We start from the raw sequence: 15,635 nt of genomic DNA on the forward strand, positions 1-15,635 counted from the left end.
ACATGATCACATTCAACGAATTTACCCTCTCAAACGGCCTACGCGTGATCGTCCACGAGGACCATACCGTACAGATCGCCGTCATGAACATATTATACGACGTTGGATCCCGCGACGAACGTCCCGAAAAAACCGGCTTCGCCCACTTGTTCGAGCACCTTATGTTTGGTGGCTCCGGCAACATTACCAACTACGACGAACCGCTGCAGCGGGTCGGTGGCGAGAATAACGCCTTTACGAACACCGACATCACCAACTATTACCTCACCTTGCCCTCTGCTAACCTCGAGACGGGTTTCTGGCTTGAAAGCGATCGCATGCTGAGCCTGTCCTTCGACCCCAAAGTACTCGAGGTGCAACGCAAGGTTGTAATCGAAGAGTTTAAACAGCGGTATCTCAACCAGCCGTACGGCGACGTGTGGCTTAAGCTTCGCCCGCTGGCATATCACCATCACCCGTACCAATGGGCCACCATCGGCAAAGAGATCAGCCACATCGAAGACGCTACGATGGAAGATGTAAAGGAATTTTTCTTTACACACTACGTACCCAACAATGCCATTCTGGTCGTAGCAGGTAACGTTACGCTCGAGCAAGTCAAAGAGCTTGCAGAAAAATGGTTCGGCCCCATTCCCTCCGGCAGGGGCCGGTCACGGCAGTTGCCCGCAGAGCCTCGTCAAAGTAGCAAGCGTGTGGAGACGACAGAAGCCAAAGTCCCCGCCAACGCCCTCTACAAAGCGTGGCACATGCCGGGACGTTTTCACGAAGACTATTACGCCACCGACCTGATGAGCGATATTCTCAGCCGCGGTCAATCCAGCCGGTTATACCAGCAACTTGTTAAAGAGCAAGAGATCTTTACGTCGATCTCTTCGTTCGTCACCGGTACGATCGATCCCGGACTGCTTGTCATCAGCGGCCGCGTGCGCGAAGGATTCACCCTGGAGCAGGCCGAACAGGCTGTCGACAAGATTCTCGACACGCTCATCCGCGAAGGCGTATCGGAGCAGGAGCTTGAAAAGGTGAAGAACCAGGCCGAATCCAGCCTGGAATTTGGCGAAATGGAGGTGATGAACCGCGCCATGAACCTGGCCTTCTCCAAGCTCTCCGGCGATGCCAACCTGGTGAACGAAGAAGGCGGCCACATCAACCGGGTAACCGCAGCCGATGTTCAGCGCGTGGCGGCCAATACATTGCGGGAAGAGAATGCCAGCACCCTGCACTACAAGGCCGTATCCTAGAAATACACGCGCCCCGGCGTTTTTTGCCTGGGCGCGCGAACATCTGCGTGCTTTTCAGCGTTCAAACAAGAGCTCTCGTAACGTTTAGGCGAGACACCACCAATTTTTTAAGATCATCGCAACTCCGTGGAGAAGGAAAAAGTAAGCAGCGGTAATATCATAGACTGGTCAGTACTAAGCCGGTTGATGAAGTTTATGACACCCTACCGGGGCCGATTCATTACCGTTATTTTGCTAACCCTGCTGCTGGGCGTGCTGGCCCCTACGCGGCCCGTACTGATTCAATATACACTAGACAAAGATGTAGCGGCCGGCAACTACGATGCCATGGTGCGGATGATGATCCTCCTCATGGTGCTGCTCGTCATTAACTCCATTGCGCAATACGTACACACCTACCTGTCGGGCTGGCTCGGACAACAAGTGATCCGCGACATCCGTGCACGCCTGTATCAACATATCATCGGCCTGCGCCTGCGTTTCTTTGACAAGACGCCCATTGGTCGTCTCGTCACCCGCACCATCTCCGACGTGGAGACCTTGTCCGATGTCTTCAGCGAAGGCCTGGCGGCGATGGCCGGCGATCTCTTGCAGATTATTTTCATTCTGGGCTTTATGTTCTACGAAGACTGGCGACTGGCGCTGTTGAGCCTATCTACGTTGCCGCTGCTGTTGCTCAGCACGTATGTCTTCAAAGAAAAGATCAAGGTAGCCTTTACCGAAGTGCGAAATGCGGTGGCAAACCTCAACACCTTCGTGCAGGAACATATTACCGGCATGAACATCGTGCAGATCTTTGGCAGTGAAAAACGTGAGTTTGAAAAATTCAAAGAGATCAACGATGAGCATAAACAATCAAACCTGCGCTCGGTGTTGTATTACTCCATATACTATCCGGTAGCCGAGATCATTGCGGCGGCAGGCATTGGTCTGCTGGTGTGGTATGGTGCCAAGGGCGTGATCAATTATGAAGAGACCGGCGTCACCATTGGTAAGCTCATTGCATTCATCATGTATATTCAGATGTTCTTCCGGCCCATCCGGATGATCGCCGACCGGTATAATACTTTGCAAATGGGTATCGTAAGCTCATCACGCATCATGAACCTGCTCGACGAAGAAGAGCATGTACAAAAGAACGGCGCGCACAAGCCCGCGCACCTGAAAGGCGAAGTGATCTTCGACCACGTGTGGTTTGCTTATAACGAGCCTGACTATGTACTCAAAGATATAACCCTGCATATACGGGCGGGCCAGACCATCGCGCTGGTTGGCGCCACCGGCGCAGGCAAGTCGTCCATCATCAACTTGCTGAACCGGTTCTACGAAATCAACAAAGGCACCATCAGCGTGGATGGTATAAACCTCAACGACTACGACCTGGGCACACTGCGGCGCAACATCGGCGTGGTCTTGCAGGATGTATTTTTGTTCAGCGATACTATCTTTAACAACATCACGCTCGGCAACCCCGATGTAACAGAAGAGATGGTATGGCATGCCGCCGACCTGGTAGGTGCACGCAAGTTTATCGATCGTCTGCCCGGTAAGCTTTCGTATAATGTTATGGAACGGGGCGCCACGCTTTCCGTCGGGCAACGTCAGCTCATATCCTTCATCCGGGCCATGGTTTACGATCCGAAAATTTTGGTGCTCGATGAGGCTACTTCTTCCGTCGATACCGAAACAGAAGAAATGATTCAGCAGGCCATCGTTAAAATGATGTCCGGTCGGACCTCCATTGTCATTGCCCACCGGCTGTCTACCATCCAGCGCGCGGACAAGATTTTGGTGCTCGACCACGGCGAGATTAAAGAGAGCGGCCACCACGAAGAGCTGCTGTTACGCGAAGGATATTACTCACAGCTCCATAAAATGCAGTATAAGGAGTTCGTTTGAATTCGATAACGGGGCAAAACGGTTATATTTGCTTCAATGTATTTCAAAAAGGCCACCCTCCTCATCCTTTTTGCCGCGCTTTGTTTTGGCGCGCATGCACAACGATCGCGCTCGCATAACACCAAAAAAAGCTCGTATACCCGCGACCGTTATAATTACAATGCTGCCCGCGTAAAAGGCGCCAAAGCCAAAGTCGCATGTCCCATCTTCGAAGACAGCAAATATCCTTATCACGGTCTCGGTCTTAAGCTGGGCGACCCGTTCGCCCTGACCTATAAATTTTATCCCAACAAAAACTTCTCCCTGGCCATCGACGCCGGCAAACCCGCCAGCGGCTTGTATAACCACTACTATCGGCAGCAGTTCGGCTCGTACTATACACGGCTGGACACCTTGGCTGAAGAATCCAGCATCACCTACCTCACCCATAAAGTAAAATCCGACTTTATCCTGGAGGCAAAGCTGTTGTACCACTTCGATGCCAAAGTAATATCCCCCGGCCTGCAGTTCTATGTCGGCGCCGGCTGGGAGTGGAAGAATACACGGTTGCGGTACGATTATGTATATGAAAGTGGCGGACTTCCGGGACCAAATGATCAAAATAATCTGGGAAATTTCTCAACTTCGCGCTTCACACAGGGTCCCCAGGCAGTCATCGGTATTGAATACTCCTATTTTCAATTGCCTATCTCGGCCTTTATGGAGCTGGAGTATTTTACAGACGTAGAGCTTGATCCAGGGTGGAGCCGTGTGGAAGGAGGAGTCGGATTACGCTATATCTTTTAACTACGCTCGCATGACCATGTCCCAGTCCCTGACAAAAGTGTCCATCGTATTTCTGTTGCTGGTGGCATTCATCACGCCCGTACAAGCACAACACAACGACGCCCCCAACAGTATTGGCCTGCGCCTTGGCGATCCTACCGGCGTTACCTACAAACGCTACCTGCGTACCAACCACGCCTTTGAATTTATACTGGGTTCTGGCGCGCACGGCTGGTACAAACAGTATTACAAAGATTCTTTTGATCACTTCTCACGTTACGACGGTGATCGCTACCTCAACCACCGCGTGAAAAGCACCTTTACTGCGCTTGGCCGTTATTTGTTTCAATACAATATCCCTATGGAAGGGCCTGCGGCAGATGGTACCCTTGACTGGTACTGGGGCATTGGTGGCCTGCTGCGCTCGGCGAGCGTGCGCTATCACTACCAAGAGGGAAATTCTCCCTTTATCGTAAAAGACGACACCCGCACCGATATTACGTTGGGTACAGAGGGCATTATTGGCATGGAATATACCTTTGAGGATATACCCCTTACGCTCTTCGGTGAGTTTAGCTTGTTGGTGGAATTTGTCGACCGCCCCGGCGCGGTAAAATTTTCCGGCGGTACCGGCGCCCGTTTCAACTTCTAACGTCCAGGTCGGCGTCGGCTTTCTTCGCCTCTCGCTCTTGCGATACCTGCTTTTCGTATAGCTCCTTGTAGGCGCCGTTGTGCGCCAGGAGGAATTCGTGCGAGCCTTCTTCGGTGACTACGCCGTCTTCCAGCACAATGATCTTATTGGCCAGCTTAGCCGACGAAACGCGGTGGGAGATAATGATCGTAGTCCGGCCTTTCATGATCCGGCGCATGCTGCCCAGAATGTTGTTCTCCGTCTTGGTATCAACCGCAGACAGCGCATCGTCCAGCATGAGGATCTTCGGCTCGCGCACAATAGCCCGGGCGATCGATACGCGTTGTTTCTGACCACCCGACAACGTAATGCCACGCTCACCCACCCGGGTCTCAAAGCCCAGTGGAAACTCGATAATATTATTATATACGTCGGCATCTTTTGCAGCTTGTGTAATGCGTTCCGCATCCGGATTTTTTATGCCAAAGCCGATATTGTTAAAGATCGTATCACTAAACAGGAACACATCCTGAGGCACATAGCCGATCTGACTGCGCAGCGAAGTAAGATTATAGTCGCCAATCGGCACATCGTCAATCAGGATCTGGCCGTCGCGCGCATCGTACAACCGCGACACCAGGCTGGCCACCGTGCTCTTACCCGAGCCCGTGGTTCCAATGATCGCCAGCGATTCCCCTGGGTTGATCGAAAATGAAATACCTCTCAAGGCACGTATGCCGGTATCCGGATAGGTAAAGACCACATCCTTAAATTCTACCTTACCCTGAATGTCGCGTACCAGTTCTTTTTCTGAAACAATGTTGGTCTGCGTACGCAAAAACTCGTTGATCCGCTTCTGCGAAGCCTCCGCGCGCTGCACCAGACTGCTGGTCCATCCCAGCGATGTAACCGGCCAGGTAAGCAAGTTTACATAGATGATAAACTCGGCGATGTTACCAAACGTCAGATTGCCCTGAATCACTTCCGTGCTCCCCGCATATACTGTCAGGATCGTACTGATCCCCACCAGCCCCATGATGATCGGGAAGAACAATGCCTGTATACGCGTCAACTTCAGTGATTGGTGTTTGTACGCTTCTACCTCTTTCTCAAAACGCCCCATCGACTCCTGCTCGCGGTTAAAAGATTTCAACACGCGTATGCCGCTAAAAGCCTCTTGTACAAACGTCGACAGCCGCGACTGGTGCTTTTGAATCTGCTCCGACCGCCGCTCGATAATATTATTGACAAAGAAGATGCTGATCGAAAGCAAGGGGAGCGGGCTGAGCGCATACCATGTCAGCTTCGGACTGATGCTAAACATGATGGGTATTAACATGATGAACAACGTAAACAGCGTGAGCCCGTACATAATGGCAGGACCGAGGTACATCCGCACCCGACTCACATCTTCCGAGATACGGTTCATTAAATCACCCGTATTGTTCTTGCGATAAAAGCTAAGCGGCAATGTTTGATAGTGTTCGAATACTTCGTTCTTCAAATCATACTCGATCAATCGCGACATCACGATGAGCGTTTGGCGCACGAAGTATAAAAATATACCGCGCAGAAAAGCCATGACTAATATAAGGCCTGCATAAATGAGAATACCAAACGCAAACACCGAGAAGAAATCCTGTTGCACGTCGGTGTGGCCGAAACCCTGGTACATGCGAATGTTATCTACCACGAGGTCGATGGCATCGCGCACAAGCTGCGCCGGGATGATCTGAAAAACGTTGGAGAGGATAACAAACACCAGTCCGAGTACCAGATGCCACTTGTATTTAAACAGGTATTTATTGATGTACTTCAGCTCTCGCATGGAAAAAAATTTGGCAGCCCACCGGTTAAACGAAATATCCTTTCAATAGTTCATGCAAACGTTTGAAACTGGTTAATTTTGCTTAAATCCTAGGTGAAAGGTATTCCTGAAACAAGGGATTAAAACTACAATAATCAAACGTAAATCTAATCCGCATGGAGATCAAAGAACTGGAAAAAGTGCAAGAAGGAAGCATCTTTGGAACCCTCACACAATTAGGTCACGAACAAGTTGTATGGTGCCACGACCAGGCCACTGGCTTGAAGGCAATCATCGCCATTCACAACACGGTGCTCGGCCCTGCACTGGGTGGCACCCGCATGTGGAACTACGCTTCAGAACAGGAAGCCTTAACAGACGTATTGAGATTATCACGCGGCATGACGTTCAAAGCCGCCATCAGCGGCATTAACCTGGGCGGTGGCAAAGCTGTCATCATAGGCGACGCCAAGACCATGAAGACCGAAGCCTTTTTGCGCCGCTTTGGTAAGTTCGTCAATAGCCTCAACGGCAAATACATCACCGCCGAAGACGTAAACATGAAGACCGTAGACATGGAATATATCTCCATGGAGACCAAACACGTGACCGGCCTGCCTGAGTCGATGGGAGGTGGTGGCGACCCTTCGCCCGTCACCGCGTATGGCGTATACCTGGGCATGAAGGCCGCCGTGAAAAAAGCCTATGGCAACGACAGCCTCGCCAACAAAACGATCGGCGTACAAGGCGTGGGCCAGGTAGGCATGCACCTGGTCGAGCACCTGGTAAAAGAAAATGCCCGGGTGTTTATCACCGACATCTCCGAAGATCGTGTGAACGAAATAGCCGCGAAGTATGGTGTGAGCACCGTTGGCCAGGACAAGATCTACGACCTCGACATGGACATCTACGCACCTTGCGCATTAGGCGCCTCGATCAACGACGAAACCATCAGCCGCCTGAAATGTCAGGTCATTGCCGGTGCCGCGAACAACCAGTTGAAAGACGAAGTAAAGCACGGCTATATGCTCGTAGACCGCAGCATTACCTACGCGCCCGACTTCCTGATCAACGCCGGTGGTTTGATGAACGTATACCACGAGCACCTGGGCAACTACAACCGTAAACGTGTGTTGGAGCAAGCCGAGACCATTTACACCACGTGTTTGAACACGCTGTCGTTCGCGGAACAGGAAAAGCTTTCGCCGCAGGAAGCTGCCATACAGCTGGCGGAAAAGCGCATTCAGGACATCGGACGCCTCCGTATGTCACGCTAACCGAGACATAACGATACAAAAAGACCCCTTACAGGCTTCTGGTGGTATACTGACCATCGGGAGCCTTTTTTTCGATCATTCGGTATTTGAGTTGCCCAACCCCCCGCGATATTCTATTTTTGCGCCTCAGATCACTAGAAGTCGTTCTTTATCATGCTCAACCGAAGAAGTCTCCGTATTAAAGTAATGCAAAGCCTGTTTGCACTCGAACAGTGCAAAGAGGCCAACTACGAACTCTGCCTCGAACAGATCACGGATGCCTTTGCGCCCGATCTGAATTCCATGGAGGTGCAAGACAAGGTAGCCCTAAACCTGCAGAAGAAGACAGCCACAAAGCTCTTCGAAAAAGCCTTCAAGCAAGGTGAAACCTCGGTTGACCACGAAGACCCCCGCATCAAGAAGGCCGTAAACGAATGCTTTATTTTCTACAGTAAAGCGACAAAGAAAGACACCGACTTCTTCCTGAAGAACACCATTAGCGAGATCGAAAAGATCTACGACCATTACATCGCCGTGCTCAGCCTGCCCCCGGCATTCGCCGAGCTGGCGGAAGCCGACAAAAAAGTCAGCCACAAAAACTTCGTGAGCAACTCGTGGATCAACACGCTGCGTCACCACGAAGGATTGCGTAAAGACGCCTTGAAGCTGGGCCGCCACTGGCAAGACAAGCCCGATAAGATTAAAGGCTGGTTCCGCGATGTGGTACGGCAGGATAATGAGTATCTCAACTACCTCGATAAAAAGAGCCCCACGCTCGACGACCAGAAAAAATTTATCAACCACCTCTTCAAAAAGGTGATTCTCGGCAAGACTGTCATCAACGAGTTCTTTGAAGAAGAAGTGTTGCGGTGGGCTGAAGACATAGAAATCGTGAAAGGCCTGGTCGAAAAAACGGTAAAGTCTTACAATGGCGAACCCAACAGCAACATTCAACTGCATACGCTTTCGATCAACTGGGAAGAAGACCGTGAGTTTGTGGAGAAGTTGTACAACAAAGCCAGTGACCTGGAACAGCCCTACAAAGACCTGATCGCCAACAACACCCGTAACTGGGAAGTCGATCGCTTGCCGCTCACAGACCGCATGATTCTCGAAATGGCCATTGCCGAGCTCCTGGAATTCCCCGGCATTCCGGTAAAGGTCACGATCAACGAATACATCGAGCTCGCCAAAAACTACAGCACCCCCAAGAGCCGCCAATTTATCAATGGTATCCTGGATGTGATCGCTAAAGAGCTGAAAGACACAGGCGTAGTGAAGAAAAGCGGACGAGGCCTCATGGACAACAAGTAGGCGTCTCCACAATCATCAATGTACAGGGTTGTTAAGTTTCAGGCCGGTCGTGCTGAAAATTGACGCAGGCCTTTGTTAAAAATTGTTAAAATTTTGAATTTGCGCAAAGTCGATAACTAACTTTGAAAGTCGTATGAGCAAAAAGAGTGGAAATTTTCTGATGGCGTTCCTGGCCGGCGCTGCTACTGGAGCAATTTTGGGCATCCTGTACGCGCCTGACAAAGGATCGAACACGCGGGAGAAGCTGTCTTTCCAACTGGACAAATACCGCAAGATGCTGCAGGACCTCATCAACGATTTCGTCGATGGCAAAGAAACCCCGCTGACCAGCGAAGCTAAATCGCAAGGCCAGAAAGTGGTGGACGAAGCCAAAAATAAGGCCGAGCGTCTCCTCGAAGACGTAGACGACCTGCTGGAGCAAATCCGCGGCGGCCGCAAAGAATAAACACATTCAAAAAATCAATAATCTTAAGAAGGCAGGGATATGAAAACAGCAATCTTTAAATCAATGCTATTTTTTGCAGTGGTGTTGGTATGCTTTACCGCGTGTAAAGATCGCACCGCTGAAAAGCGAATAGCAGAACTGGAGAGTCGGCTCGCAGAAGTAGAAGGCAAGAAGACCACAACGACCAACGTACCGGCACCGAACCCGACCGTTGCAGCCCCCGAAGAGAAACCGGAAGGCCCGCTGCCCGTCATCCAGTTCGAGACAACCGAACACGACTTTGGTACCATCAAAGAAGGTGACATTGTAGAGTATGTTTATAAGGTAAAAAACACCGGCGAAGCTCCCCTGATCATCCAGGGTGCACAACCCTCTTGTGGTTGCACCGTACCGGATTTTTCCAAGGAGCCTATTCCCGTAGGTGGAACCGGCTACGTAAAAGCCAAGTTCGACAGCAACGGCAAACAAAATGTCCAAAACAAAACCATCACGGTATCAGCCAACACCTGGCCCAAACAAACCGTTCTGCGTTTCAAAGCCATGATCACGCCTAAAGCTGGTAGCAACGGCCCCGCGGCACACTAGGACGACTTTACTAAGTAAGATATATCAAAGGCCATCCCTACCCGGATGGCTTTTTTTGTTGCCCCAAACTTCCTTTACTTGCACCAATGCTAATCCCCCCTCCGCTAAAGCCCGGCAGCCGGGTAGCCCTTGTCGCTCTCAGCCGCAAAACGTCTGAAGAGCATCTCCTCAACGCCCAACACGTGCTCACCGCCTGGGGCTTAACGGTGGTTCCCTCTAAAAACCGGCTTAGCCCGTCGCACACCTACCTGGCTGGCACCGACGAAGAGCGACTGGCCGACCTTCAAACCGCCCTTGACGATCCCACTATCGACGCCATCCTTTGCGCCCGCGGCGGCTACGGCAGTGGCCGCATCATTGACCGCGCAAATTATACCGCCCTGCAGCAACATCCGAAATGGATCATCGGCTTCAGCGACGTCACAGCCCTGCAGCTCAAGCTACTAAGCCTGGACATCGCCAGCATCCATGCCACCATGCCCGTGCTCTTTGGCAATCCCGCAAGTGCCCCCTCTCTTGAAAGCCTGCGCAACGCTCTGTTTGGAAAACCCGACGTCATTACCGGCGCAGCATCACCCGACAATAAACCCGGTCACGCGGAAGGTATACTCGTGGGTGGAAACCTGTCATTGCTAACCGACAGCATGGGCACCACCAGCGAGCTGATGACCGACGGAAAAATTCTGTTGATCGAAGAGATAGGGGAGTTGGTATACCGCGTCGACCGTATGGTCAACCAGTTGAAGCGTGCCGGCAAGCTGGCGAACCTCGCGGGACTGGTGATCGGCCACATGACAGACATCAAAGAAGATTCGCTGGCATTTGAAGAAACACCCGCGCAAATTATTCTGAACCATACGCGTATGTATAACTATCCCGTTGCCTTCCGCTTTCCTTCGGGGCATGAGAATCCGAATATGGCTTGGGTACAGGGGGGTAGGGTGTTATTAGACGTTACGGATATGCAGGCTGTTGTTACGCCAGTAACGTAGTGGATTTGGTCGCCATCGCCCTATACAGGCACGAGGTCCTTTACCCGGGGCCAGACCAGGTCCGGCTCAAATCCTTTTTGAATAGCATAGCGGGCAAGCTTATCACGCGTAACGAATGGATTGGTCGTATCCAGCTGGGCGAGTTTTCGGTCTAACACATCGTACAGCACGCGCTGGTAATCTTCATCGTCGATTTCTTTCAACCCTGCTTTGATGCAGTTCTTCGTCAGGCCATGTGCTTCCAGCTCGTGCACGATCTTTACGCGCCCCCAACGCTGCATGCGGAACTTGCCACCGGCAAAGGCCCTGGCAAAACGTTCCTCATTCAGAAAACCTTCGGTGATCAGCTGCGACAGGATCTCGTCAACGTCGGTGGTATACAGACCATATTCGTATAACCTATCGCGCACCTCCTGGTGCGACCGCTCCTGATAAGCGCAGTAGCGGTATATTTTCTGTTTGGCAGCCGCGGGAGTGAGTCTTTTTCGTTCCTCCATGCCGCATATATACTTTACTTCTTCGGCTTCACAAGACCCTTCTTCTCCAGAATGCTGGCAACAAATTTCCGCTCGTTATCAGTATTAAAGATCTTAAAAGGCCAGTAGATGATCTGCGCTTTGTTCACAAACAAGGCAAAAAAATCCTGGCCGATTTGGGCCGTTTGAATCTGATCCCACTTCAGCGGCATGCCTTCGCGCGGATTGATCTTCATCAGGATTTGCTGGCTGCTGATCTCATAATGAAATTTCTCAAAGAGCATCTTGCCTTGCTCCAACTGGGTAACACCGTAGAATTGTACCCACCAGAACAACAGGTATAAACCCAAACCAACAAAGGCAGCGATAAACCACCAAATGCTAAAGATCCATATACTGGGCAGACAGATGGCCACTGCGCCGGCTACGGCCATCCATCCCTGTTTTTTTAATACGGTTTTCAACGCTAAGCTGATGTACGTCTTCTTTTCGAGCTTGTAATTTTTGGTCTTAACGATCATATGCTAAATCACTATATTCAGTTCAAACGTTTGGTCTAGGCAATCGCCTTCAGGCTTAAGTCCATGCTTTTGATGGAGTGGGTCAATGCACCGACCGATATAAAGTCGACACCCGTGAGCGCGATATCGCGAATGGTCTGCTCTGTCACGCCGCCACTGGCTTCCGTTTTACACCGGCCGCCAATGAGGGCCACGGCTTCCCGCATCATCGCTACGCTCATGTTGTCCAGCATGATAATGTCGACGCCACCCACGCGGAGTACTTCCTTCACCTCTTCCAGGTTGCGGGTTTCCACCTCGATCTTAAGCGTTTTATTGCCGGCGCGAAGATACTCTTTTGTTCGAATGATTGCCTGCCCGATGCCGCCTGCCATGTCAATATGATTGTCCTTGAGCATGATCAGGTCGTACAGACCCATGCGGTGGTTTTGACCGCCGCCAATCAGCACCGCCCATTTCTCGGCCAGTCGGAAGTTCGGCGTCGTTTTGCGGGTGTCGAGCAAGCGGGTCGGAGTCCCTGCCAGCAAGGCTGTGAGGGCGTGTGTCTTGGTGGCAATGGCGCTCATGCGCTGCATACAGTTCAACACCAGGCGCTCGGCCAGCAAAATGGCCCGTGCGGGTCCACTCACGATAAAGGCCACATCGCCAGGGTTAACCGCTGCTCCATCTTGCAAGAAAACTTCAGTTTTCAGGCGGCTGTCCACCTGCTGGAAAATTTCCAGGGCCAGGGCTACGCCTGCCAGGATGCCCGCCTCTTTTACGAGCAAGCGGGCACGGTGCGTGGTTGTGGCTGGAATGCTGGCTAACGACGAATGATCACCGTCACCGGCATCCTCTGCCAGCGCAGTGGAAATAAAAGTTTTTAGGAAATCAGGGGTGATGTAGACTGGTCTCACCCTGCAAAAATAGGGGAGTAATTCACAGTTATCACTCTTTCACAAAGGATATCTCGTGCACCAGCTGTTGGTTGCCGACGGTTTTGATCTTCATAAACACCCGGTACGTTTCGGCGCCGCTTTTGTATTGGCCAATGGCAAACGGCTGCCCACCCTTGGACGAACCCTGGTGGATGATATTAAACTCGTTGGCGGGATGCTGACGGAAAAAATCACGGAAGATAAATTCCGCCTGCGCCTTGCTGTACGGCTGCATCTTGTCGTCAATGGTAACGTCTACCGTCTGGTTCAGATATTTGGAAAGCTCTTTGGCGCTCCCGGCTTTAATCGTTTCTTTCACCTGGCTGATGACGTCGCTCTGGGCAAATAGCGTAATCACTTGCAAACAAACCAGCACCAAGACTAAGGACGTAGTATTTCTGTTCACCTTCATGGCAACTTTATTCGGGCCAAAACTGTGCCACGTCTGCAAGATAAGGAAATTATTATGGGAACATTATGCGTCTAAATCGTTTACAGTACATTGAAAAAATGCCGGCATTCCCCCTTTCCACCCCCGCAAGCTGCAAATCCTCGTTATATTTGCGCCGCATATTACATCCCGAACTAAAAAATCGATTTTCATGAACAAGAAAGTACTGCTGATGATCCTTGATGGCTGGGGCATCGCCACCAATAAGGCTGTGTCAGCCATCGACAAGGCCAAAACTCCCTTCATCAGCTCACTATACGGCAAGTACGCCAACAGCAAACTCGAAGCTTCCGGTCTCGCCGTGGGCCTTCCCGCCGGCCAGATGGGTAACTCTGAAGTAGGCCACATGAACATCGGCGCGGGTCGTGTTGTATACCAGGATCTTGTACGCGTAAACAAAGCCGTTGAGGAAAAAGAACTCGATCAAAACAGCACTCTGCTCGAAGCCTTTGCCTATGCCAAAAAGAACAACAAAAACGTTCACTTCATCGGCCTGGTATCCGACGGTGGAGTACATGCACACATCGAACACCTCAAAGGCCTGCTGACCATCGCGCAAAACAATGGTCTGCAGAATGTATTTGTCCACGCCTTCACGGACGGCCGTGACACCGACCCCAAAGGCGGACTCGGCTACCTGAAAGACCTGTTGGCCCATTTGGATAAAACCTCCGCCAAGCTGGCCAGCATCGTAGGCCGCTACTATGCCATGGACCGCGACAAACGTTGGGAGCGTGTTAAGCTGGCATACGACCTCCTGGTAAAAGGTGTAGGCGAAAAATCAACGGATGCCCTGAAAGCCATACAAGCATCGTACGACGCGGGTGTGACCGATGAGTTTATCAAACCTATTGTAATGGTAAACGCACAGCAACAACCGGTCGCCACCATTCAGCAGGATGATGTGGTAATCTGCTTTAACTTCCGCACCGACCGCGGCCGTCAGATCACGCAAGCGCTGACACAACAAGACTTCCCCGAGCAGGACATGAAGGCCCTGCGCCTGGACTATATCACGCTGACGAACTACGACGACTCGTTCAAAGGAGTAAAAGTTATTTTCGACAAAGACAATCTGGAGAAAACACTGGGTGAGGTCGTATCTCTGGCCGGCAAGAAACAGATCCGCATGGCCGAGACCGAAAAATATCCGCACGTAACATTCTTCTTCTCGGGCGGCCGCGAGACCGTCTTCGAAGGCGAGTCGCGTATACTGTGCCCGTCGCCGAAAGTAGCGACATACGACCTGGCACCCGAGATGAGCGCCAACGACCTCAAGGATAAGATCATTCCCGAGCTTAACAAAAAAGAGCCCGACTTCATCTGTTTGAACTTTGCCAACCCCGACATGGTCGGCCACACAGGTGTATTTGAAGCCGTTGTAAAAGCTGTCGAGACAGTAGACTCCTGCGCGCAACAAGTTACCGAAGCTGCGTTGAAGAACGGCTATAGCATCATTATCATTGCCGACCACGGCAATGCCGACATGATGATCAATGAAGACGGAAGTCCCAACACCGCGCACACCACGAACCTTGTGCCGTGCATCCTGGTAGACGACAACTACAAAGGCAAGCTCAAGAACGGTAAGCTGGGCGATCTGGCGCCGACCATCCTGACACTGATGGGGATACCTGTGCCCGCCGAAATGACCGGCCACATATTGTTGGAAAACTAAGATCGTGACACGACAACGTTTTGTTACCGGGTGCTGCCGGCTGGCAGTCGCCATTGTACTAACCGGAGGCCTGTTTGCCTGCTCACAGCAGGCAGGCACCCCCGCGCGGTATTATGCGATTGACAGCCTTGTACGAGGGCAGATCCACCTCCTCGCTGCGCGCCACGCCACGCTCACCAAGACGGCGTCGCTCGGCGCGCGGCAGGACACGGCCACCTTTACCCCAGGCGACACCCTGGCCTGGACCAAAGAGCTGGACTTGTTCCTGGAGCTAAAGACCCTGAACAAACCGACCAACGTCGGAGCCTATACGGTAACCGACAACCTGCCGGACACACGCAGCAACCTGCGGATCAAATCCATCGAAACGCAGCAGCCCCTGCCGGTGCGGTACTTAAAAGTTTTCTACCACGGCACACCTGCACGGGTGCGCCGCATCGAAGCTCAATTTCGGGAAGACAACTCGCTATACCACAGCGGGCGCTTCCTCACCATGGAATTTGATGAGCTGCAACAACAGCCGGTCTTGCTGGCCTATTCCGTTACAGGCGGGCAGAAGATTTTTCTGGGGGACACCGTGGCGTATACCGTTTCAGCAAAAGTTTCCGTACCGAATTAATGTAAACAACACTTCCTTCCCTCAGGGTCTGGAGCGTA

At 51.7% G+C, this 15,635-nt stretch carries 16 protein-coding genes; 11 read left to right on the forward strand and 5 right to left on the reverse strand.

Features of this window, described 5'->3' with window-relative positions; translation table 11 throughout:
• Positions 1–2: 2 nt before the first annotated feature.
• From KK062_RS00985 to KK062_RS01000, 4 genes are all read left to right on the forward strand, one after another.
• Positions 3–1,241, forward strand: a complete 1,239-nt coding sequence (locus KK062_RS00985) for a M16 family metallopeptidase (protein ID WP_254082362.1) — start codon at positions 3–5, stop codon at positions 1,239–1,241.
• A 126-nt stretch (positions 1,242–1,367) separates the two neighbouring features.
• A complete protein-coding gene (locus KK062_RS00990) occupies positions 1,368–3,140 on the forward strand; it encodes an ABC transporter ATP-binding protein (protein ID WP_254082363.1) in 1,773 nt (590 codons plus the stop codon).
• A 36-nt stretch (positions 3,141–3,176) separates the two neighbouring features.
• Entirely contained in the window at positions 3,177–3,926 is a 750-nt protein-coding gene (locus KK062_RS00995) for a hypothetical protein (protein ID WP_254082364.1), read from the forward strand.
• Positions 3,927–3,936: 10 nt separating this feature from the next.
• Positions 3,937–4,557, forward strand: coding sequence for a hypothetical protein (locus KK062_RS01000; protein ID WP_254082365.1), 621 nt, complete (start codon positions 3,937–3,939; stop codon positions 4,555–4,557).
• Here KK062_RS01000 and KK062_RS01005 read toward each other — a convergent pair.
• Positions 4,547–6,364: an ABC transporter ATP-binding protein gene (locus KK062_RS01005; protein WP_254082366.1), complete on the reverse strand. Its 1,818-nt coding sequence runs from the start codon at positions 6,362–6,364 to the stop codon at positions 4,547–4,549. The two genes, KK062_RS01000 and KK062_RS01005, sit on opposite strands and share 11 nt — an antisense overlap.
• 155 nt (positions 6,365–6,519) lie before the next feature.
• On the opposite strand from KK062_RS01005, the gene KK062_RS01010 reads away from it, so the two are divergent.
• The 5 genes from KK062_RS01010 to KK062_RS01030 all read left to right on the forward strand — a co-directional run bounded on the left by KK062_RS01010 (position 6,520) and on the right by KK062_RS01030 (position 10,935).
• Positions 6,520–7,620 (forward strand): Glu/Leu/Phe/Val dehydrogenase dimerization domain-containing protein, encoded by a 1,101-nt coding sequence (locus KK062_RS01010; protein WP_254082367.1) that lies wholly within the window; start codon positions 6,520–6,522, stop codon positions 7,618–7,620.
• A 186-nt stretch (positions 7,621–7,806) separates the two neighbouring features.
• Positions 7,807–8,913, forward strand: coding sequence for a transcription antitermination factor NusB (gene nusB, locus KK062_RS01015; RefSeq protein ID WP_254082368.1), 1,107 nt, complete (start codon positions 7,807–7,809; stop codon positions 8,911–8,913).
• Between the two features lie 133 nt (positions 8,914–9,046).
• Complete coding sequence (locus KK062_RS01020; RefSeq protein WP_254082369.1) at positions 9,047–9,358, forward strand: YtxH domain-containing protein; 312 nt, start codon at positions 9,047–9,049, stop codon at positions 9,356–9,358.
• Between the two features lie 39 nt (positions 9,359–9,397).
• On the forward strand, positions 9,398–9,943 hold the full coding sequence (locus KK062_RS01025) for a DUF1573 domain-containing protein (protein WP_254082370.1): 546 nt from the start codon (positions 9,398–9,400) through the stop codon (positions 9,941–9,943).
• Positions 9,944–10,029: 86 nt separating this feature from the next.
• The gene (locus KK062_RS01030; protein ID WP_254082371.1) at positions 10,030–10,935 is read left to right on the forward strand and encodes a S66 peptidase family protein; all 906 of its coding nucleotides are present in this window, start codon (positions 10,030–10,032) and stop codon (positions 10,933–10,935) included.
• 20 nt (positions 10,936–10,955) lie between these two features.
• Here KK062_RS01030 and KK062_RS01035 read toward each other — a convergent pair whose 3' ends face one another.
• Genes KK062_RS01035 through KK062_RS01050 form a run of 4 tightly spaced genes read right to left on the reverse strand, consistent with a single transcriptional unit; the run spans position 10,956 to position 13,261 of the window.
• The gene (locus tag KK062_RS01035; protein WP_254082372.1) at positions 10,956–11,432 is read right to left on the reverse strand and encodes a regulatory protein RecX; all 477 of its coding nucleotides are present in this window, start codon (positions 11,430–11,432) and stop codon (positions 10,956–10,958) included.
• A 14-nt stretch (positions 11,433–11,446) separates the two neighbouring features.
• Entirely contained in the window at positions 11,447–11,932 is a 486-nt protein-coding gene (locus KK062_RS01040) for a hypothetical protein (RefSeq protein ID WP_254082373.1), read from the reverse strand.
• Positions 11,933–11,967: 35 nt separating this feature from the next.
• Complete coding sequence (gene nadC / locus KK062_RS01045; RefSeq protein ID WP_254082374.1) at positions 11,968–12,828, reverse strand: carboxylating nicotinate-nucleotide diphosphorylase; 861 nt, start codon at positions 12,826–12,828, stop codon at positions 11,968–11,970.
• Positions 12,829–12,859: 31 nt separating this feature from the next.
• Positions 12,860–13,261, reverse strand: coding sequence for a DUF4783 domain-containing protein (locus KK062_RS01050; RefSeq protein ID WP_254082375.1), 402 nt, complete (start codon positions 13,259–13,261; stop codon positions 12,860–12,862).
• A 190-nt stretch (positions 13,262–13,451) separates the two neighbouring features.
• Here KK062_RS01050 and gpmI point away from each other — a divergent pair, with 190 nt between their 5' ends.
• The gene (gpmI, locus tag KK062_RS01055) at positions 13,452–14,978 is read left to right on the forward strand and encodes a 2,3-bisphosphoglycerate-independent phosphoglycerate mutase (protein ID WP_254082376.1); all 1,527 of its coding nucleotides are present in this window, start codon (positions 13,452–13,454) and stop codon (positions 14,976–14,978) included.
• Positions 14,979–14,982: 4 nt separating this feature from the next.
• Positions 14,983–15,597 (forward strand): hypothetical protein, encoded by a 615-nt coding sequence (locus tag KK062_RS01060; protein WP_254082377.1) that lies wholly within the window; start codon positions 14,983–14,985, stop codon positions 15,595–15,597.
• Positions 15,598–15,635: the final 38 nt, after the last annotated feature.

It is taken from the genome of Dawidia cretensis, assembly GCF_018598175.1.
GTDB lineage: Bacteria > Bacteroidota > Bacteroidia > Cytophagales > Cyclobacteriaceae > Ohtaekwangia > Ohtaekwangia cretensis.